The organism is Raineya orbicola (assembly GCF_002843425.1).
GTDB lineage: Bacteria > Bacteroidota > Bacteroidia > Cytophagales > Thermonemataceae > Raineya > Raineya orbicola.
In genome coordinates this window covers 1-21952 of the sequence record NZ_NKXO01000045.1, presented here as the reverse complement: position 1 = coordinate 21952, position 21952 = coordinate 1, and the positions used below count along the sequence as shown (strand labels likewise).

At 36.5% G+C, this 21952-nt stretch carries 17 protein-coding genes; 9 read left to right on the top strand and 8 right to left on the bottom strand.

The window, feature by feature from the left end:
- Window positions 1–141 precede the first annotated feature (141 nt).
- On the top strand, window positions 142–420 hold the full coding sequence (locus tag Rain11_RS11935; protein ID WP_101359601.1) for a type II toxin-antitoxin system TacA family antitoxin: 279 nt from the start codon (window positions 142–144) through the stop codon (window positions 418–420).
- A 5-nt stretch (window positions 421–425) separates the two neighbouring features.
- A complete protein-coding gene (locus tag Rain11_RS11930; RefSeq protein WP_101359600.1) occupies window positions 426–926 on the top strand; it encodes a GNAT family N-acetyltransferase in 501 nt (166 codons plus the stop codon).
- On the opposite strand, the gene Rain11_RS11925 is transcribed toward Rain11_RS11930, so the two are convergent.
- Complete coding sequence (locus Rain11_RS11925; RefSeq protein ID WP_101359599.1) at window positions 921–3146, bottom strand: RelA/SpoT family protein; 2226 nt, start codon at window positions 3144–3146, stop codon at window positions 921–923. The genes Rain11_RS11930 and Rain11_RS11925 overlap by 6 nt on opposite strands.
- Before the next feature lie 150 nt (window positions 3147–3296).
- Here Rain11_RS11925 and Rain11_RS11920 point away from each other — a divergent pair, with 150 nt between their 5' ends.
- Entirely contained in the window at window positions 3297–5468 is a 2172-nt protein-coding gene (locus tag Rain11_RS11920; protein ID WP_133121588.1) for a tetratricopeptide repeat protein, read from the top strand.
- Here Rain11_RS11920 and Rain11_RS11915 read toward each other — a convergent pair whose 3' ends face one another.
- Window positions 5469–6347, bottom strand: coding sequence for a PorP/SprF family type IX secretion system membrane protein (locus Rain11_RS11915; protein WP_133121587.1), 879 nt, complete (start codon window positions 6345–6347; stop codon window positions 5469–5471). It lies immediately after the preceding gene.
- Window positions 6348–6530: 183 nt separating this feature from the next.
- Here Rain11_RS11915 and Rain11_RS13945 point away from each other — a divergent pair, with 183 nt between their 5' ends.
- Window positions 6531–6686, top strand: a complete 156-nt coding sequence (locus Rain11_RS13945) for a hypothetical protein (protein WP_165778136.1) — start codon at window positions 6531–6533, stop codon at window positions 6684–6686.
- Window positions 6687–6771: 85 nt separating this feature from the next.
- Here Rain11_RS13945 and Rain11_RS11910 read toward each other — a convergent pair whose 3' ends face one another.
- Together Rain11_RS11910 and Rain11_RS11905 are read right to left on the bottom strand one after the other, a co-directional pair.
- Window positions 6772–7500, bottom strand: coding sequence for a GIN domain-containing protein (locus tag Rain11_RS11910; RefSeq protein WP_165778135.1), 729 nt, complete (start codon window positions 7498–7500; stop codon window positions 6772–6774).
- Entirely contained in the window at window positions 7478–8077 is a 600-nt protein-coding gene (locus tag Rain11_RS11905; RefSeq protein ID WP_101359595.1) for an IMPACT family protein, read from the bottom strand. The genes Rain11_RS11910 and Rain11_RS11905 overlap by 23 nt, the downstream gene beginning before the upstream one ends.
- A gap of 97 nt (window positions 8078–8174) precedes the next feature.
- Between Rain11_RS11905 and Rain11_RS11900 the strand changes: the two genes are divergently transcribed.
- The 5 genes from Rain11_RS11900 to Rain11_RS11880 all read left to right on the top strand — a co-directional run bounded on the left by Rain11_RS11900 (window position 8175) and on the right by Rain11_RS11880 (window position 15506).
- Window positions 8175–9842 carry a S41 family peptidase gene (locus Rain11_RS11900; protein WP_243390590.1) on the top strand — a complete coding sequence of 556 codons (1668 nt, stop codon included), beginning with the start codon at window positions 8175–8177 and terminating at the stop codon, window positions 9840–9842.
- 86 nt (window positions 9843–9928) lie between these two features.
- Window positions 9929–11656, top strand: a complete 1728-nt coding sequence (locus tag Rain11_RS11895) for an AAA family ATPase (protein ID WP_101359594.1) — start codon at window positions 9929–9931, stop codon at window positions 11654–11656.
- Between the two features lie 51 nt (window positions 11657–11707).
- Window positions 11708–13429, top strand: a complete 1722-nt coding sequence (gene menD, locus Rain11_RS11890) for a 2-succinyl-5-enolpyruvyl-6-hydroxy-3-cyclohexene-1-carboxylic-acid synthase (protein ID WP_101359593.1) — start codon at window positions 11708–11710, stop codon at window positions 13427–13429.
- 83 nt (window positions 13430–13512) lie between these two features.
- On the top strand, window positions 13513–14778 hold the full coding sequence (locus Rain11_RS11885) for an efflux RND transporter periplasmic adaptor subunit (RefSeq protein WP_101359592.1): 1266 nt from the start codon (window positions 13513–13515) through the stop codon (window positions 14776–14778).
- A 14-nt stretch (window positions 14779–14792) separates the two neighbouring features.
- A complete protein-coding gene (locus tag Rain11_RS11880) occupies window positions 14793–15506 on the top strand; it encodes a hypothetical protein (RefSeq protein WP_101359591.1) in 714 nt (237 codons plus the stop codon).
- A 42-nt stretch (window positions 15507–15548) separates the two neighbouring features.
- Here Rain11_RS11880 and Rain11_RS11875 read toward each other — a convergent pair whose 3' ends face one another.
- The 4 genes from Rain11_RS11875 to Rain11_RS11860 form a co-directional block, all read right to left on the bottom strand.
- A complete protein-coding gene (locus tag Rain11_RS11875; RefSeq protein ID WP_101359590.1) occupies window positions 15549–17039 on the bottom strand; it encodes a tetratricopeptide repeat protein in 1491 nt (496 codons plus the stop codon).
- Window positions 17040–17045: 6 nt separating this feature from the next.
- A complete protein-coding gene (locus Rain11_RS11870; protein WP_101359589.1) occupies window positions 17046–18305 on the bottom strand; it encodes a PAS domain-containing sensor histidine kinase in 1260 nt (419 codons plus the stop codon).
- A gap of 100 nt (window positions 18306–18405) precedes the next feature.
- Window positions 18406–18864, bottom strand: a complete 459-nt coding sequence (locus tag Rain11_RS11865) for a lipocalin-like domain-containing protein (RefSeq protein WP_101359588.1) — start codon at window positions 18862–18864, stop codon at window positions 18406–18408.
- A 65-nt stretch (window positions 18865–18929) separates the two neighbouring features.
- Window positions 18930–21788 (bottom strand): CHAT domain-containing protein, encoded by a 2859-nt coding sequence (locus Rain11_RS11860; protein ID WP_133121586.1) that lies wholly within the window; start codon window positions 21786–21788, stop codon window positions 18930–18932.
- Window positions 21789–21952 lie beyond the last annotated feature (164 nt).

Here is a 21952-nt window from a genome sequence, read left to right as displayed (position 1 = left end):
AGAGGTAATTGACTCATATGATTAAATATTTAAAAAGTACAACTCAAAGTTAATCATTTTTTCAATTACCCTAAGTTTTTTTATTTAAATCCCTTGAAAACAATAAGTTAGACTTATAATTCACGTTAAAAATACTTTATTATGAAAACCAAAAACTTGCAAGTTAGATTTGATTTCAGACTTTCACAAGAGCAAAAGGAGCTAATGCTTCAAGCTAAGAAACGGGGAAACTATAAATCTTTAACAGACTTTGTATTAGAAGCCATTCAGGAGAAAGCAAATAAAATATTGCAAAAACAAGATGAAATTTTAGCTTCTGAGCGTGATTGTGCGGTTTTTTTTGAAGCCTTAATGAATACCCCTCAACCTAATAATCATTTAAGTAAAGCCTTGAAGGCATATCAAGAAAGCCTGAAGTAATAGAAATGTACCTTACCGAAATCCTATCAAACTTACATCAAAAAAGTTTCTTTGATTGTGGAATAGAAGTACTAAATGAATACTTGAAAAAAATAGCAGGACAAGATATTAGAAGAAAGCTCGCGGCTTGCTATGTTTTGGTAGAAAATGCTGAAATAAAGGGATATTATACCTTATCAACTAGTAGTATATTTTGGGATACTTTACCAGAAGCATATAGAAAAAAACTGCCACCTGCCTACAAGCATATTCCTGTAATTCTTTTAGGCAGATTAGCAGTTGATAGAAACGTTCAAAAATTAGGTTTGGGAGAAAAATTGCTTATAGATGCTCTCAAAAGAAGTTATGAAACTTCTAACAGCATTGGTGCTTGGGCTGTTGTAGTAGAACCTATTAGTGAGCAGGCACAAGAGTTCTATCAAAAATATGGCTTTATTTTGCTTCCTGATAGCAAAAAAATGTTTTTACCAATGAAAACCATTGAAAACTTGTTTATGCATTTATGAGTCATATCTTACTACTTGTTCTACGCCCGGAACTCCTTTGAGCTTTTCAATGAGCAAATTCAAGTGGCGTGTATCGTGTACTAATACGGTGCAGTTGCCTTCAAAAACATTTTCAATGGTATCAAATGCCATTGAACGCATATTCACTTTGAGTTCGTTGGAAATAATTTTAGTTACATCGTTAATAATCCCCACACGGTCGGTGCCAGTGATGCGTAAGCCTACCATATACGATTCTTCCATCTTAGAAGCCCACTGGGCTTTCAAGATACGATGCCCATAATGCGACATCAGTTCGGTAGCATTGGGGCAGTTGGTACGGTGAATTTTGATACCTTCATTGATAGTTACAAAGCCAAACACATCATCGCCGGGAATAGGGTTGCAACAGGTAGCCAGTTTGTAGTCAATCTTATCCATATCCTCGCCAATAAGCAGTACATCTTTTTGGTCGGGGTGAATTTTCTGAATGACTTTTTCAAAACTTTTTACATCTTTGATGTTTTCACGTGTGCTATTGCGGCGTTTTTGTACAATTTCTTTGTACTTTTTGAGTTCAGAGGCTTGGATATATTCTTTACCAAAACGATAAAAAAGGTCTGCTACACTTTTATCATTGAATAAAGCCCGAATATCGTTATAGACATTGTCATTAGGCTCAATACCAAACTGGTGGAGCTTTTTATCTACAATTTCTTTGCCTTTCTTGATAAACTGCCTTTTTTCATCGCGTAATGCCTCACGAATTTTAGATTTAGCTTTGGAAGTAACCACAAACCGTAGCCAATCTTCACTGGGGGTTTGTTTGGAGGAAGTAAGAATTTCTATTTGGTCGCCATTTTGGAGTTTATAGCTAATGGGTACAAGTTTATTATTGATTTTTGCACCAATACATTTATTACCCACCTCCGAATGAATTTCAAAAGCAAAATCTAAGGCAGTAGCTCCCTGTGGTAGTACTTTCAAATCTCCTTTGGGAGTGAAGACAAACACTTCATCGCTGAATAAATTGCTTCTAAACTCATCAAGAAACTCAATGGTAGAAGTATCCTGATTTTCAAGCATATCACGAACCTTATTGAGCCAAATTTCTAAACCACTTTCTTGGCTTTGCGTTTTGGTGGCACCTGTTTCTTTATATTTCCAATGAGCCGCATAGCCTTTTTCTGCGATATCGTCCATTCGGCGGGTACGGATTTGCACCTCAACCCACTGCCCTGTGGTACTCATTACGGTAGTATGTAAAGATTCGTATCCATTGGCTCGGGGGGTACTAATCCAATCGCGAAGCCTTTCAGGGCTGGGGCGGTAGTAGTCGGTGATAATAGAATATACTTTCCAACAGGCGGCTTTTTCTTCTTCAAAGGGTACATCATCAAGAATTATACGTATAGCAAACAAATCATAGATTTTCTCAAAAGGGATTTGTTGTTTTTTCATTTTGGTATAAATGGAATGAATAGACTTGGGTCTGCCTTTGATAACAAAATGAAAACCCTCCTCTTGTAAGGCTTTTTCAATAGGAGCAGTGAAATCTTTGATAAATTTCTCTCTTGCCGCTTTAGTAGCTTGCAATTTGCGAGCTATTTCCTCATATACTTCGGTTTCAGTATATTTGAGATAGAGGTCTTCTAATTCTGATTTGATTGTATAAAGTCCTAGTCTATGAGCCAGCGGAGCATACAAATAGCTGGTTTCGTAGGCAATTTTGAGTTGTTTGTTGCGAGGCATATCAGCAAGAGTACGCATATTATGAAGCCTATCAGCAATTTTGATAAGAATCACTCTTACATCTTCGGCAAGGGTGAGTAGTACCTTTCTGAAATTTTCGGCTTGCACCGATACAGAGTTGCTATCCGTAATATTAGAGATTTTAGTTAAGCCGTCAATGATTTTAGCAATTTTAGAACCGAATTGTTTTTCAATTTCGGCAAGACTGATATGCGTATCTTCTACAACATCGTGCAAGAGGGCGGCAACGATAGCAGTTGTTCCTAAACCAATCTCTTCAACACAAATTTGAGCTACTGCCAATGGGTGGTAAATATACGGCTCTCCTGATTTTCGCCGCATATCTTTATGGGCTTCAACGGAAAGATTAAAGGCTTTTTTGATAATTTTTGCATCACCATCTTTCAAGAAAGGTTTGGCAAGTCGTAGAAGTTTCCGATAGCGTTTCAAAATTTCTTTCCTTTCTTGCTCCAAAGCAATTTCATTCATTTCAACCATAGCAAATCTGATTTCATTTTTGCCAAATTAGAAAAAAAAATGAAAAAAGCAAGTTTTTTCTGAAAAATAGTTCTATGAGTGTTTGGTTTAGTTTTTTTTCTTGATTATTTTGTAAAGCTAAAAACCAAAAACTCTACAAGTATGCTGAGATTATTTTTTTGCCTAATAATTTTGCTTGGACAAGTTCGGGCACAAGTTCCTCAAATAGATAGTTTGCTTCAAGTAGCCCAGAAAATGTCCGAAGATACTATCAAAGTTCTAAAACTAAATGAGGTAGCCGCTATGGCAATGGGGATAAACCCCAAACAAGGCTATGAAATAGCCGTAGAAGCCCTGAAATTAGCTGAAAAATTGGATTATACAAAAGGCAAAGGTTTAAGCTATAAAACGCTTGGCAATACACAATATATGCAGGGAGCTTTGAAAGAAGCGATTACTTACTATGAGCAAGGTTTGCAAGAATATGTTAGCATCAACAACATTGATGGCGTAGCCAGTTGTGAAAACAATATTGGTTTGGTGTATAACGATATGGGAGACTATGAAAAGGCTATGAGGTTTCATCTGAAAACACTCAAGTTGCGAGAGGAAATCAAAGATGAAAAAGGAATAGCTAAAAGTTTGCTCAACATAGGCAACGTGTATCTCAATCAGGAAAACTTGGTAGAAGCTCTAAATTATTATGAAAAAAGTGCTCAAATCTGTGAAAAAATCAATTTGCTTGTAGATTTAGCCAATAACTACAATAATATGGGAAATATCTACAAGCGTCAGAAAAAAACTACCAAAGCTATTGAGGTTTTTAGCAAATCGGCAGAAATATTTGAAAAAATTGGAAACTCTCGTGGAGAGCTTATTACTGACCTCAATTTGGGTGATGTATATTTAGATGCCCAAGATTTCAATAAAGCTATAGAATTTTACAATAAAGCCCTGCCCATTGCTGAAAAAATCAATGACAAAATTCTTTTGGGCTTACTTTATGCAAGTAGGGGTAATGCCTTGGCTCACTTACAACGCTTTGGCGAGGCTTATGATAATCTGAAAAAAGGTTTAGACCTACTACGAGAAACTGGTGCTAGAAATGAAATTAGTAAGGTTTATGACGGAATGGTGCTATATTATGAACTGCAAGGCAACTATAAAGAAGCTCTTTACTACCATAAGCAGTTCAAAAGTCTGAAAGATAGCTTATTTACAGAAAGCCAAAGTAAAGCAATTGCCAAAATGCGTGAAATTTACGAAAGTGATAAAAAAGAGGCTGAAAATGAATTGCTACGTAAGGAAAACGCTTTGAAAGACTCGGAAAATGAAAGAAAAAATATTTTTCTGCTTGCCTCAATTGCTGTGTTAGCACTGCTCGGTGTTTTGGCTATCATTCTTTACAGAAACAATCAACAAAAACAGCGTACCAACCAACTTCTGAAACAACAAGCCGAAGAGCTTGCCGCCGCTAATGAAGATATATCCCGCAAAAATATAATGCTTGAACAACAAAAAGAAGAAATTTTGGCTCAAAGAGATGCAATTGAAGAACAAAACAAATTGCTCTCTTTCAAAAATGAGCAAATTCAGGCGAGTATTCGTGCCGCAAGACTTATTCAGAATACTATTTTACCCTATCAGACACGCATTCAATTGCTCCTGAAAGAGGCTTTTGTATATTATCAGCCCAAAGATGTGGTTTCGGGCGATTTGTATTGGATAGATAAAGAAGGCAGTTATAGAATTATTGCCGCAATTGATTGCACAGGGCACGGCGTTTCGGGGGCAATGATGACTATGCTCGCGTATAGCATTTTAGACCGTATCGTTCACGTCTATAAAATTACCAGCCCTGCGGATATTTTAGAAAAAATGCACGAGGAGGTTAAACACGCCCTTGGTCAAGAAGAAACAGGCAACCGAGATGGTATGGACGTGGCTTTGATTAGCCTTAATGAACAAAACCAAATTACTTTTGCAGGTGCAAAAAGACCTATGGTGGCGTTCAATAGTCTTACCAAAGAAGTTATTGAAATTAAAGGGCAAAGACGTTCCATTGGAGGGGAACAGAATGAAAATATCCATTTTGAAAATCAGACCTTAACTTTGCCTCCCGATAGTATGCTTTATCTTTTTTCTGATGGCTATACCGACCAGAATGACATCAATAGAAAAAAGTTTTCAGAAGAGAAACTAAAAAAACTTTTTGAAAAAATTGCTTCAATGCCCTGCTCTCAGCAAGAAAAAGTTATTGCAGATATTATGAACAAATATATGGAAGGTACAGAACAACGTGATGATATGATGATTATAGGTGTGAGGGTTTAGCTATTCGTTTATTTTCTCTTCACGAAGTTTGAGCTTTCGCAAGGCATAACGAATAGAAAACTGATGCACCCACCCCAAAGCACTCTGATTGTTCAAAGCATAGTCAAAAGCAAAGTCTTTGGGGTGAAAACCTATACCAAAAGCTGAAAGAAAAGGCTCGGTAGAAATACCTGTGCGTACGTAAAAGTACTTGTGTATCCGATAGTTTAAGCCTGTTCGGAAAGTAGCGGGGTAATCTATGTGTTTTTCGGTTTCAAGACTTAAAAACACTGCTTCAATAGGTTGATAACTCACGCCTGCTTTTAGAATTACAGGAATACGATCTTCACCTGCGTCCAATACCCGCAGTTTGCTTTGTGTAAAATTGTAACCATAAATTCCTACTGCCCACTTTTTAGAAAGTTGAGCCAAACCGCCCAGCTCTAATAAAAAGTTACTCCTTGCTCCTTGTGTAATGCCGATTTGGTCATCTACGGCAATTTGAAAATAATTTACTTTTGCTCCTACACTTACCAGACTTATTTGGTGGCTATAACCTATGCCCACTTGGGTTTGATTGAAATGCTTATCTCCAAAGCGTTGGAAAGTTATTCCACCTGCACCTCCAAAAGCAATAGGGCTTACTATTCCGAAATGATAACTATTGAGAGCTTTGATACCAAAGCGATTTTCAAAAGAAAGCATAGCACTTGGCAAAATGTTTTGGTAAGCTGATAAAGCCCCTATATTATTGAAAATTGCCCATTCATTTGCTACCGATGCCCCAATACCTGCCATTGCCGTATTGATTGCCCCCGAAGTTCCTGAAATAGAAGGGTTTTGAGCAAAAACACATTGAAACATCATACTCCAACAAACAAGTAAAATAGCGTTTCTCATTGCTTTGGTGAATTTCAGCAGAAAGGTAGTGACAAAATTCTTGTTTTGCAAGAAATAAACCGCCTTTTATTAAGTGGAACTTGCTGTTTGTAAAGAGAAATATGTATTTGATGAAGTTCTCAATAAAAAAGGTAGAATAGCATTTAACTTTGAAGCATTGTTTAACCCTAAAAAAATATTTTTATGAAAAAATGGCTTATTCCTTTCGGTTTCGCTGTTTTGGCTTTGGTAGGTGCTTCTTTTACTACCTTGAAACCTGCGACTACTCCCATTGAAAATGTAAAATTGGGCAGTTTTGTGAAAATTGTAAATGATACCAAGAAGGATATTCGTTGGTGATAGTATGTGTGGTAAAATGATAAAACTTTCAACTTATTTGTAGGCAAAATTTGGCAGGGGGCATTTGGAAAATTTCACCTGATTTTTAAGGCTGTACCACAATTTTCCCCGTTCCTGTAATTTTTACTTCTTGCCTCTGTGGGATTTGGCTCAAAATAATATTTCCCGAACTCCTAATTTCTGCCTTGAGCGTATCGCTTGTTCGCACCCAAATGTGATTTTGCCCTTCATTGATAATAGTGGCGTTTTTGCTAAGCATTTCGGAAGCATTTACTTTGCCATAACCTAAATGATAAAAGCTAAAAAAATCGGTTTTGCCTTTCAATGAAAATTCTGCTCCTGCATTGCTGAAAAGATACAAGCCCAAGGATTGCACTTCTAAACTAATTTTGGGATTAGTTTCTGTAAAATCCATCTGTAAATGTGAAAAATGTATTTTACCATTGCTTTCCAAGTTTCCAAAACTTTGCCATTTGATATAAAACAAGTTTTTCACGCCCACATACACGCGTACAGGTGTATTGTAATTACGAGTAAAATTGCAAGTATTTTGGTTACGAATATGTAAGGAACTATCTTCACGCACCTCTAAAATAATTTTTTCCAATAAGTTTTCGCCTGCTTCTACAAAGAGACTATCGTTTTCTTGTAAAACTATGCTGATGTTGTCGTAGGTATAAAGTTTATTGAAAAATGGAACAGCTCTGAACTCTTTTCGGATTGAGCCTGTACTTTTTAGGCAATCTTTCGGACTGCAAGAAATCAAAAAAAACAGCCACCAAAGATAGAAATTACTTCTTTGTACTTGCTTCATAATTTTTTTGCCATTTTGCAAAAATTGAAAAAACGTTTTCATACTCGGCTTTGACTACTAAAATAGTAGCGTGGCAGAATAAATCAAAACTTTGGTCAATAATGGTGAGCTTATGTTGATGAATGAGTTGCATTATTTCGCTGGTTTCATCATAATTGTAGGTAATGAATAAGGGCAAAGTTTCAGTTTTTTCACAAACTTCGGCATTTTCAAGAGCCAAAGTTGCAGCTGTTTTGTAGGCATTTATCAAGCCACTTACACCGAGCTTTATACCCCCAAAATATCTTACTACTATCACTAGCACATCTTTTAAGTTTTTAGATTTGATTTGTTGCAAAATAGGTGTTCCCGCAGAGTGATAAGGTTCTCCATCGTCATTGGCTCTCCATTTATCACCATTGGCTCCTAAAATATAGGCGTAACAATGATGAGAGGCATCAAAATATTCTTTTCGCACTTTTTCTAAAATGCTTCTGATTTCTGCCTCTGTACTTACAGGATAGGCAAAAGCTAAAAACTTACTACCTTTTTCTTTATAAATGGCTTGTGTAGGTTTTTGGATACTCTGGTATTGCATAACTGAATTTCTGCAAATTTACAAAAAAACTTAAAAAATTAGGTTTTCTGCACTATTTTTGATATATTTACGTTTGGTAATGAAAATAATCGCGACAATGAAAAAAAGACTTGTATTTATTTCAGGAACGGCGGCGGTTGTAGCTTTGGCTTTTGTGCTATTTGCCTTCAATAAAGAACCCCAAGATAATGCCTTCGAGATTGCTAAAAACTTACAAATCTTTACAACGCTCTATAAAGAAGTGAATAGTTACTATGTTGATGAGCTAAATCCTTCTAAAACAATGCGTACCAGCATAGATGCTATGATGAAATCATTAGACCCCTACACGGTTTTTATTTCCGAAGATGAAATTGAAGATTATCGCACTCGTACTACAGGAGAATATGGCGGAATAGGGGCTACCATTGGTACAAGAAATAACAAGGTATTGGTCATAATGCCTCACGAAGATACTCCTGCAAAGCGAGCAGGACTTAAAATTGGAGATGAAATCCTGCAAATCAATGAGGTAAAGGTAAATGCCAAAAACTATAATGATGTGAGCAAATTGCTCAAAGGTCAGCCAGGAACGGAAGTAGAGCTAATTATCAAGCGTTACGGAGCTACCCAAACCGAAAAAGTTAAAATCAAACGCGAGCGTATCAAAATCAACCATCTGCCTTATTATGATATTTTTGAAGGAAATATTGGCTATGTACAGCTTACAGAATTTACTGCGGGGGCGGCACATTCTATTCAGAAAGCCGTAGAAGAGTTAAAAAATAAAGGTGCCAAAAGTATCATTTTAGATTTGCGCGGCAACCCTGGTGGGCTTTTACACGAAGCTATCAATTTAGCTAACTTGTTTATACCCAAAGATGTAGATGTGGTTTCTACCAAAGGAAAAATAGCCGAGTGGAATAAAACTTACAAAACCCTTAAAATGCCTCTGGATATGGCTATTCCGCTGGTGGTGCTTATCAATGGCAATAGTGCTTCTGCCTCTGAAATTGTAGCGGGAGTAATACAAGATTACGATAGGGGGGTTTTGGTGGGGCAAAGAAGTTTTGGTAAAGGTTTGGTGCAAAGCACACGCCTGCTTGCCTATAATTGCCAAGCAAAAATAACAGTAGCAAAATATTATACCCCTAGCGGTAGATGTATTCAGGCGATTGATTACAGCCAAAAGGATAAAGATGGTAAAGCAGGAAAAATCCCCGATTCACTTCGTAGGGCTTTCAAAACGCGTGCAGGTAGAACCGTCTATGACGGGGCAGGACTTGAGCCTGACATCGTCTTAGAAAAAGAGGAATTAAGCCCCATTGCTCAAAACCTGATTGCCAAAAACCTGCTGTTTGAGTATGCCAATGAGTACGTGCTGAAAAATCCGCAACCTAACGTAAAATCTGCCAAAGACTTTGTTCTTTCAGATGCTGATTATCAAAATTTTGTGGCTTGGGTAAAAAACAAAGATTATGCTTATACTACTGACCTTGAAAAAAACTTCCAGAATCTTGTAGAAACAGCTAAAAAAGAAAAAGTTTATGATAATTTGCAAAGTGATTTCAACTTACTCAAAAGCAAAATAGCCAAAAATAAAGAAGCAGACCTTACGACCTTCAAAAACGAAATCAGGGAATTGTTAGAAATGGAAATTTGTACCCGTTATTTTTATGAAAAAGGGCAAGTAGAGGCTCGTTTTGATGATGATAAAGAATTGGCAGAAGCCATCAAAATATTGAAAGAACCCAAGCGTTACCAAGAAATCCTCAAAAAGAAATAATAAAATGACAAAGCTCTTGGTGAAAATCAGGGGCTTTTATTTTATCCATAGCTTTTTTTGTGTAATTTTGCTAAAAGTCAAAAGCTATGGCAGTTTTTTTCCCGTATGGATTGAGCAATTTTCCCCAAGTAGTCAGAGAGTACGTATACGTAGATAAAACTTCCTACATAGAGCTACTGGAAACAATGCGAGAACGTTTTCTAGTGTATTTACGTCCTCGTCGTTTTGGGAAAAGTTTATTTATATCGCTTTTGGAGCATTACTATGATATAAAACGAAAAAATGATTTTCAGGAACTTTTTGGAAGGTACTATATTGGTAAAAATCCTACTCCTTTGGCGGGTAGCTATCGGATACTACTTTTCAATTTTAGTGCCATAGATACGCGTACTGCTGAAAGTAGTTACAGCGACTTTTTGAATAGCATTAGGGTGGCTATACGTGATTTTTTAATAGAATATGATTTGCTGACAATCAACGAGGCAAAAGAAATACTTGATGAACAAACTCCTGAAATGGTTTTAAGGAGCTTTTTTGGCTTTTACAGAAAATACTCCGAACACAAAATTTATCTACTCATAGATGAATACGACCACTTTACGAATGAAATTCTTGCTCGCAGTATTCAGGAATTCAAGGAAACGGTATCTTTGAATGGTTATGTACGAAAGTTTTACGAAGCTATCAAAAATGCCACTCAGCAGGGTATTGTAGATAGGTTTTTCATTACAGGAGTTTCACCGGTTACAATGGATAGCCTGACAAGTGGTTTTAATATTGTTAAGCACCTAACTCATCACAAAAATTTTGAGGCAATGATGGGTTTTTCGGAAACAGAGGTACGAGAACTATTGAATTTAGTGCTGACCGATAAAAGCCGTGAGGAGCAAATAATGCAAGATTTGCGAGATTACTACAATGGCTATCGTTTTTATCCATTGAGTGAGCAGAATATTTACAATTCGGATATGGTGCTGTATTTTCTTGACCATTTCAAGCACGAGCAAACTTATCCACGTCAGATGTTAGACCCGAACATAGCACCTGATTATGGTAAGCTCAAACAGATGTTCCGAGTAGCGAATTTGCAAGCAAACTTGCAGGTTTTGGAGGAGGTTTTAGAAAAAGGCAGTGTAGAAAGCGAGCTGATATATCAGTTTCATTTTGAAAAAGACTTTGGCAAGAAGGAATTTGTGAATTTTCTGTTTTACTTGGGAAATTTGACAATCAAAGAAAGTGATTTGACGGGGGCGGTGATTTTCAAGATACCCAACAAAGTGATGGAAGTGCTATATTGGCAATATTATGCGGAGGTATTGCAGAATTGGGCAAATTTACCTCGTGAGGAGGATTTAGTATTTCCTGCGGTGCGAGAGATGGCACTTACGGGCAGTTATGATAAGTTTTTTGCTCTGATAGAAAAGTTACTGCAAAATCTTTCTAACCGAGATTACATTCGTTTTGACGAAAAGCACGTAAAAATGGCGATGATAGCGTATTTTAGTCAGTCTAATATTTTTTGGGTGCAAAGTGAGCGGGAAGTAGCAGGCGGAGGCTATGTAGATATAGAGTTATTTATCCGCCCCAACAATCCCAATACACATCATCAGTTTGCGATTGAGTTAAAATATCTGAAAAAAGAGCAAGAGACTTTGCTTGCAGAGACAATGCAAGAGGCGAAAGAGCAAATTTTGAGTTATTACCGAAACGATACGCTTTTACAAAGCAAAAAAATGCTCAACTTGCTGGCAGTGGTAGTGGTGAAGGATAGAGTTTTTGTAGAAAGACAGCCTTTACCCATTACCAACCATTAAACTACGAATACTCACTACTTAATACTCAATACTCATTACTCAATACTCATTATGCTACTACCTGCTTTATACAATATTGCTGAAATTTGTGCAAAAAAGGGTTTGCGTTATGTGGTTATTTCGCCGGGTTCACGTTCTGCTCCGCTTACGCTGGCTTTTGCTCGCCACAAGGCTTTCGAAAAAATTATAGTGCCAGATGAACGCTCTGCGGCTTTTGTAGCTTTGGGTATTGCTCAATCTATCAAGCAAACGGTTATTTTGATATGTACTTCGGGTTCGGCTACATTAAATTATGCTCCTGCGGTAGCGGAGGCTTTTTTTCAAGAAATACCTTTGCTACTACTTACCGCTGACCGCCCCAACGAGTGGATAGACCAGCAAGACGGGCAAACCATTCGGCAAGAAAATGTCTTTGGCAAACACGTAAAAGCCGCTTTTCATTTACCCCAAGATTACCAGCACCCTGATAGTCTTTGGCATATTAACCGAATTATCAATGAGGCTATCAACCTAACCCAACACGAACAAACCCAACCTGTGCATATCAATGTACCTATTCGGGAGCCTTTTTATCCAAAAGAAAATGAGGAAATTACTTTTGATAGCAATGTCAGGATTATTGAGCAAATTCGTACTATCAAAAATCCTTCACAGATAGATTGGCAACGCCTAATGGAAATAGAAGAAAATTGCCCAAAACAACTTATCGTGGTAGGGCAAATGCCAAAAAATCAGATATTGCTCAATGCTCTGCCTCAAATTGAACGAAAAGGTATTTTTAGAATTCCAATTGTTGCCGATATTATTGCTAATGCGTATCCTTTTGGGAAAACAATCAGTCATCACGATCTTATCTTGATGCCTCAAAGCGAAACCCTGAAAAAAACTTTACAACCCGATTTGCTCATTACCCTTGGCAAATCTGTACTTTCTAAATCTTTGAAGCAATTTTTACGCAAGTACCCACCTCGTTATCATTGGCATTTTCAGGAATATGGGTATGCTCCTGATACCTTTCAAAATCTTACTCATATTTTGCCCATTTCATCCGAAAAGGGTTTAGAGTATTATTTGAGTTATACACGTAAAAAATTTCAACCGACCTCATACTACGAATTTTGGATTTCTTTGGAAAATAAAGCCGAAAAGTTTTTACAAAACTTTTTTGGTCAAGAACACTCTTTCAATGAATTTTGGGCATTTTGGTATATTTTACAAAAACTTCCTAACAAGAGCAAATTGCATTTAGCCAATAGTATGCCTGTGCGTTATGCAAACTATTTAAGTCTTGCTCCACATCAAGATGTAGAAGTTTATGCTAATAGAGGCACCAGTGGGATAGATGGAAGCAGTAGCACGGCTTTGGGAGCCGCTTATGTAACGAATGAAATTGTTACGCTCATCACAGGAGATATGGCTTTTGGTTATGATAGTAATGCTTTTTGGCAAAATCGTATTCCTGAAAACTTACGAGTAATAGTGTTAAACAATGAAGGTGGAGGTATTTTTAGACTTTTGCCCGAAAGCAGTCGTTTGCCTGAAATGGAAGAATATTTCGAAACTACTTTGAAAGTACCTATTCAACATATTGCTGAAGGCTACGGATTGCACTATCAGAAAGCCACCGATGCTCGGTCTTTGTTTTCTATTTTAGAAACTTTTTTTGAGCCCTCTGCCAAGGCTAAGATTTTAGAAATCAAGACCGATAAATACATAAATCAGTCTTTTTTTGAACATTTCAAACAAAATTGGCTTGAAAAATTTGATTTTTAGCTCTGAAATGCTTAAATTGCCTTGCTTAAAAACCAAAATTGCCTATAGCCAACTTTTACGCTTATTCATTCTGCTAAAACTTTATGTTTTTGAGCTTTTTTATGAAGCCCAAGGTAATTTATATTGCTACAAGTTCGGCGTTTTTTCTATTCTTGCTCGCAAATTGGTTGGTAGGGGATAGGCAAGGCGAAAAAGAAGTTTTGGTAAAAGTAAAAGAAGGCGATTTTGAAATATTGGTGCTTGCTAATGGAGAATTAGAGGCAGAAAATTCTATTAAAATTACCGCTCCCGAAGAGGCTTTGCGTTCTGCCAAAGTGTATCAGGTGAAAATTGCCGATTTAGTTCCCGAAGGAACGTATGTAAAAAAAGGAGATTACGTAGCTACTTTGGATAAAGTGGAAATGGCAGAAAAATTACGCTCAATGGAGGGAGAACTCACCAAATTACGTAATCAATACGAACAGATACGCATAGATACAGCTCTAATGCTTCAAAATGAACGCAATGAAATGCAAAACCTGCTTTTTGCAATCAAAGAAAAGGAAAACACTTTGAAAGTCAATCAGTATGAAACACCTGCACAGGTGAAGGCTTTACAGAATGAACTGGAAAAAGCCAAAAAGGCTTATGAGCAGGCTAAAATTACTTACAAACTCAAGCAACAACAAGCCTTGTCCAAAATTACAGAAACAGCCCAATTGCTTGGACAAGAAGTACAAAAATTTGAGGAAATTCGCAGACTTTCAGAAAGTTTTGTGGTAAAAGCTCCTACCGAAGGTTTGGTGATTTACCATAGAGATTGGAACGGACAAAAGCGTACTATCGGAAGCTATGTAAGTTCTTGGGACGCTACGGTTACTACTATTCCCGATTTACAATCAATGATTTCAAGGGCTTATGTCAATGAGATAGATATTAGCAAGGTACAAGTAGGGCAAAATGTGAAAGTAAAGGTAGATGCTTTCCCTGAAAAAGTTTTTATGGGTAAAGTAATCAATATTTCTAATATTGGTGAGCAACGTCCCGATAGCCAAGTAAAAGTTTTTGAAGTAAAAATTAAAATAGAAGGTTCGCACCCCCAACTCAAACCCACAATGACCACTTCCAATACAATTATTTGCGAGAAATTAACAAATACACTTCATATACCCTTGGATTGCTTGCATAGTGAAACCGATAGCCTTAATTTTGTGTTTGTGAAGAGAAATGGTGTGCTAATACGTCAGGAGGTAAAAACAGGCAAAAGCAATGAAAATGAAATAGTTATTTTGCAAGGTTTGCAAAAAAATGATGAAGTCTTTCTTTCTATTCCTGAAAATGCTAAAAATATAAAGTTAAAACGTTTGTAAAACTATCTTTGTTTATGTGTAAAAAATTTTTTATATCTTATTTTTTATTTTTGAGTAGCGTATCGGTTCTATTTGCACAACTTTCGGGTCAAGATGCTTTCGTGAATACTATGACTTTGGCGGGGCAAGGCAATATCGTGAGAACTTGGGATAATCGCTATCAAGGAATGAAAGGACACCCCTACGTGAAAAATACTTGGGAAAATGCTCAAATCGTTAGTATTGATGGGAAAGTATATCAAGATGTACCTTTGAAGTATGATGTGTATTCCAATTTGGCTGTTGTGAAAAATTCCAAAGGAGATAGTATTGTTACAGAGGTTGTTAATATCAGAGAATTTACTTTCAAAAGTAGCAAAATGACTTTTGTAAAAGAGCCTTTGCTGGATAATTCGGACAATATCAAAAATTATGGCAAACTATATGAACAACTTTTTGCAGGGAAAAAAGTTGCTTTATTAAAAAATCATCGTAAAGTGCTTTTGCAGGCAGACTATCAAGGAGGATATAGTGCCAATAGACGTTACGATGAGTTAATTGAGGAGTATGATTATTATTTGAAAAAAAATGGTGCTACTATTGAAAAAATCAAACTCAATGAAAAAAATTTACTCAAAGCCCTTTCTGATAAAGAAAAAGAATTAAAAGAATACTTAAAAAAGGAAAAACTAAACCTCAAAACAGAAATTGGTGTTATTAGGCTTTTGCAATATTACGAAACGCTTTAATTTTGAAACATAAATGCCTCTTAACAGAGAGGCATTTATTTGCTAATCTACATTCATTTCAGCTGTAAAGGCAAAACTTTTGTAAGCAGAGGAGATTTGTACAATTCGTAGCCAAAAAATATATCTACCCGAATTTGAAGGAGCTATTAAATCTTTTAGTTGTGTTGTTTTGCTAAATTTCATAGCAGTCTTTTTGTGGATTATTTTTTTACCATTTTGGGTATCAAACCAAGCATACTCTATCAATGCTCCTTCTGATAATTTTTTGATATCCCATAGCCATAAATCAAAAGGTTGATTGGCTTTTAATTTTCCTACTATTTTCTGATTTTGTCGCCATTCAATTCGTTCAATTTCAATATCTCCTACACTTTTTGAAGCTGTACCCTGTCCAAGAACACCAAAAGAGGAGTTTAGGATATTGTCGGTACGTGTTTTAAGTTTTATAACAAAAGGCAAAGAAATAGAAATCTCTGCATTGCTTTGTTTATCAAAAAAGTGGGCTAATAAAGAGTATTCTGTATTTTCTTGCAAATTATCAAGAGTGATAGTAAGTTTGAGCGATTTGAGCATTTCGGCATCTACCCCTGTAAAATCATCTTTGTACAGGTCTTCGGATTGGTGAAGTAACTTATCTTTTTCGTAAATGGCAAAGTCGGTACCAAATAAAATTTTGTCTTCTTCATTTTGTCGGAAGCCTATTGGTTTAATTATCTTAAAAATAATATCACTTTTGTTAGCGATTTCGCTACTTATCAGGAAAGAGTTTTCGGATTTTCCTGCGTATATTTCAATTCTCTCATAGCCGATACCTTTGGAAACAATAGAGGCACCTGTAAGAGGTTCTATTTCTACTTTGGAAATAGCAATGGGAGTATTATCTTTGTTGATAGTGGGTCTTGCAAAATCACAACGAAAAATCTCCCACGCTTCTGTTTGGGCATTTTTGATACCGCCGTTAAATGCTTTTTGGTAATCGGAGCAGGCTTGCTCTTTGTATTTTTCTCTTTCAGTTAGAAAAGAATAGCAAAATCCTTTGTGATAATATAAGTCGGGGTTGTTAGAGTTGATTTGAATTGCCTTGCTGTAATTTTCAATAGCTTTTTCATATTGATTTAGCTTTCTGTAAGTATCGGCAATGTACCAAAAGAGTGTATCTTTTTGTTTGGTAGGTTCTAAATCAATCGCTCTTTGATAGTCTTTTAGAGCATTTTGATAGTTTGTACTATTGTAATAGGCATCGCCTCTACTTTTGTAGAAAAGCCAATTTTTATCGTTTTTTTCAATAGCCATATTCAGCATATTGATAGCTTCGCCATTCTTGCCTTGTCTCACAAGGCATAAGCCTTTCCAGTAGTAATTATCAACGATTTTAGGCTTTTGCTTGATGAGTTCATCAAAAATGAGAATAGCCTCTTGATAGCTTTCTTTTTGAAGTAATTCAAAAGCTTTTTTTTGTTGTTCTTTGTATTTTTTTTGAGCTATACCTAAAAGCGGTAAAAAAGATAACAGGCAAAAAATAAAATTTCTCATAAATTCCTATATTTGGTTTGTGAAGAAAAGAGTAATGGTAGTTCCTTTGCCTAATTCACTATCCACAAGGATAGTGCCACCGAGCATTTCTGTAAATTTGGCTACGATATACAAGCCTAATCCTGTTCCTTTGATATTCAAAGCGTTTTCGGCACGGAAAAAGCGTTCAAATAGATGCTTTTGGTCTTTTTCAGAAATACCAATACCTTCATCAATTACCTGAATGGTTAGCCCGTCTGTATTTTTCTGACTTTGCAAGCGAATAAGTTTGTGTTCAGCAGAAAATTTAATAGCATTAGAAAGTAAATTGATAAGAATTTTTTTCAAAATAGAACAATCAGTAACAATATTTTCCTCGCCTATGTGTGAAAAAGAAAGTTTTTGACCTTCTTTGGCGATGGCTTGCATTTCGCTAATAACTTCTTGAAAGCATTTGGGTAGATGCACTTCTTGAAAGGTAGGTTGGATTTTACCTTCCTCAATTTTACCCATAGAAAGAAATTCCTCTAAAATGTCGTTAAGATGATTAACCGAATTAGTAATTCTTTGAATGTGTTTCAGTCTTTTATCTTGTTCATCGGTTTTTTCGTATTTGGCAATGAGTTGTACAGAGGAAAGAATAGTACTCAGAGGGGTACGAAATTCGTGAGAAGCCATTGAAACAAAACGAGATTTTAGCTCACCCAGCTCTCTTTCTTTGGAAAGGGCTTTTTCTAATTCTTTTTTAGAGTTTTCTAAATGTTGAAGGGTTTCTAAAAGGGCTTTGGTACGGATTTTTATTTGTTCTTCCAAACTTTCATTTAAGGCTCTGATTTCGGCAGAATACTGCTCTATGGCATTTTTTTGCTCAATAATGGCTTTTTCGTTTTCTCTTTGTTTAGTTACATCGTAGATAAAAGCCATAATAAAAATTTGCGTATCTGTTTTGAAGTAACCTAAACTGGCTTCAATATTAAAAGTTGTGCCATTTTTACGCAAACCGAGTAAATTCATATTTTCGCCCATAGTGCGTACTCGTGGGGCGATATTATAATTTTCCCTATGATTGCGATGCAAATCTCGTAAATTTTCAGGTATTAGGTCTTCAATGGTTTTGCCGTTCAATTCTTTCTCGTTGTAGCCAAAGAGTTGCTCTGCAAAAGGGTTGGCAAGCAGTATCACACCCGTATGGTCAGTGAGGATGATGCCGATAGAAGCGTGCTTAAAAACCGAAGCGAAAATATCTTTTTCAGAAGCAAAACTAGCTTTATTGATGTATTTACCCATTTTTGCAGATTGTTTTTTCAAAAATACAAAGTACCCTGAAAAAAACAAAAAAACAGAGCTAAATCATAGCTCTGTTGAAAGTTCTTTGGGATTGAGATAATTAAATTTTCGTGAATGAAATCTCCGAAGTATAAGTTACACCGCTATCGGTTTGGACATTTTTTAGTTTCATAGTAGTATTAGATAGCTCTAATACTTCAGAATTTGTGGTGTTTCCTCCTTCGGTAAAAGTCAATGTCTTCCCATCAGCACTTAAAGTGTATGAACCTGTTGTTTCTTGTGGATCACTTGGATTACACTTGGTAGCACCTTCATTTTCGAGTGCTACATTGCCAGTACGGAATTCTAAGTAATTGTCTTTTGTACAAGCGTCCATAATGGCATACAGGTCAAATATTGTTGGGCTGTTGCTGGCTTTCATAGTCCAAGCCGTAATTTTCCACTTTCCTAAAATCTTTTCTTGGGGAGAGGGTTCTGTTTGTTTTTTCTTACAAGAAAATGCTCCCAACCCAATTAAAAGAGCAAATAAAATAGTTGAAAAGTAATTGATTTTTTTCATATACTTTGAGTTTTGGTTTCCAAAAAATTTACAAATTTCGTGCCAAAAGTTACATTTGTAAAATTTTAATTTTCGGTCATTACAAAAGCCGCCCAATAGTAGGGTTCTTTGTATTTTTCTTTGAGTTTGATTTGAGCCTTACGGAAGGCATCGGGTTTGTTTTTAGCGGTTTTGAGTTCGTTGTAAAAGATTTTCATTAGTTCTTGTGTGGCATCATCACTTACTTTCCAAAGACTAATGATAGCGGCATCTACCCCCGCAATTTGCAAGGCTCTTTGCAAACCATAGACGCCTTCGCCAGCTTTCACATCTCCCAGCCCTGTTTCGCAGGCAGAAAGAATAGCCAGTTCGGAGTTGTCAAGGTTCATATTAGCCATTTCGTAGGCGGTGAGCAAGCCATTGTCTTTGTTGGAAGTTTCTTTATCATTTTTGATACCTTCCATAGTGGCTTCTGCCCCAGCAAACATTAGCCCTGAGCGAAGCATAGGATTGTTGAGGGCTTTGGTAGGTTCAATACCGAAAACAAGATTACTACCTTCATCAACTTCATTGATAAAGTATCCGTGTGTAGCGATATGCAAAATATCGGGGTGGGTGGCATCATCAGCTTTTTTAACATTACTTTCAGTGGCTTGATTGTCTAATAGCACATCTACTCTGTATCCCATAGCTTTTAGGATAGGGCTAATGGCTTCTACTTCTTTTTTAGTTCCGGGTAAAGAGGGGATAGTGCCTTTATCGCCATAATTGGGATAGCCTACGAGCAGAGCTTTTTTGTTGGGTTTATTTTTAGCTTTTTTTTCACGTTCTTTAATGTCGGGGACAAAGCGGGTGTTGGTAACAAAGGTGAGGTTGAAATCATCAATGACGAACTTTCCGTCAGGTTTTTTGATAGAATTGAGGCTAATTTGGTTGTAGATGCCGTCAAGAGAGACAAAGATACGTTTTTTGCCTTCAAGGAGTTTTTCAATTTTAGCCCAGTAGGTATTGTAGGAGTTTTTATCGTCTTTTCTGAATCTAACCATATTTTTGTAGAAATTGAGCTCATCTTCCTCAAATTCTTTGCCTTTTCCAAGTAGAGCAAATTTGGGGTGATTGTGTTGGTGCTTTCCAGCCATAAGGGCAACATAGATATAGTTTCCTGTAAATTTTTTATCAAATTCTTGGAAAGCGATAATTTCAAGGGCGGCTTCGTTAGGGGCGAGGGCGTGGTCAATTTCTTTGATAGTGTGCAATTTATCATCAACTTTTTGTTTGAAAATTTCGGACTTTTGTGAGAGTTTGCGTTCTAAATCGTTGGTTTCTCGTTCAAATTTTACCAAATCAATTTCTTGTTCTTTTAGCTCTTCTTTGGATAGTGTGTAAAAATAAGCTAATTGCTCTTTGAAGCTAATCCATTGGTTATATTCTTTGATGAGTTCTTGATTACCAGAGCTTAAAATTCGCTGTTTGATTTTATTGGTGGCATTGAGCAAGATACCTTTGGTGGTGATGTGAGCATTGTACATTTCGCTAAGTAACTCGGGGTGCTTTTCGCCGTTTTGCATAGCGAAGTTGTAAAATCTCATATAAGTAGGTTTGAATTTCGCCCAATACTGCTCTTTTTCAGTTTCGCTAAGGGCAGGGAAGTAAGAGGCAATAAACTGATTGATTTGGTGTAGAGACTTGCGAAATAAATCAGAGGCTTCGTTTATTTTACCCTGATACCAATACACGAGGGCTAAATTTTCTTGCGAAGCGTTGAAGTCGGGGTGATTTTCGCCAAGTGTATTTTTTCGGATTTCGTAAGATTTTTTGATATTCTCTTCGGCTTTTTTTAGGTCGTTTTGAGAAAGGTAGTATAGACCTAAATTATTCATTACTTTGGCGGTAGAAGGGTGCTGTTCGCCGAGCTTTTTCTTGTAAATATTGTAGGCATCTTGCAGATAGCTTTCTACTTTCTTGTAGTCTTGCTTTTGCATATAAATTGAGGCGGCTAAATTGAGCATATGAGCATAATCAGGGCTGGAAGCACCAAACTGATTTCTACGAATTTTCATTGCTTTTTCAATGAGGGCAATAGCGTCATCAAGTTTTCCGATTTCTTGCAAGGCGATAGCTTTATTGATTGCCACTCTTTGATAAGCAAGACTCTTCTGGCCTTTTTCATCTCCTAAAACTTGCAGAGCAATTTCATAGACTTCCAAAGCCTTTTGGTTTTGTCCTATCATTTGTTGGAAATAAGCCTTATTGTTGTACATAATGCCTAAAATGCTTTTATCGGCACTTTTAAGCTCAGCCATAAGAATAGCTTGTTGGATAAGTTCTTGAGCTTTTGTGTAATTGCCCTTATGACTTTCTAAAACCGCCAAGTTGTTAATGGAAATGGCTACATCAACCGATTGTTCGCCAATGATTTTTTTTCTTAGGTTCAAAGCCTCTTGCAGGTATTGCTGGGAGGCTTCGTAGGCACTAAAATTGGAGTATAAAAGTCCTAAATTGCTGAGCAATTTGGCATAGTAAATGTTTTCAGTTTTTCCCGATTCTATGAAATTTTTCTCAGCTTTTAGAAAGCTACTTTCAGCAGATTTGAATTTGTTCCAAGACATCATCATTTCCCCCCATTCCATTTGACTCAAAGCTTTTTCGTAGGGGTCTGTGGCATCTGCAATGCGGTCAGAGGCATTGAGGTTTATTCTGCCATCTGTAAGAAAATCTTGCCCAAAGCTATTGAGAGCCTTTCGTGTTTTTTGGTCTTCTTCATAAAAGGCTGTGTTATCGCTTACAGCAATAGCACAAGTATAATTTGAAGAATCCATTTCGGCTCGCTGTTTGCGAAGTTTTTCAAGATATTTACTTCGTTGGTTTTGTACAGCATTGTTAGCAACTTCTTTGGCTTTTCTACCAGCTTTATCTTTCAAGCGGTCTAAAATTTGGGCTTTCAAAGGAAAGTAAGACACTAAAAATATCCAAACGAAAGAACAATATGACCGCCAAGTTATGAATTAGTGGATATTGACGGCGTTTAATTTAACAAAATTAAGAAAGATTTCATCATTAAGAAAATCCTTATTGTTTTTTTGTGAGGTATAAAAAAAATACTTATAGC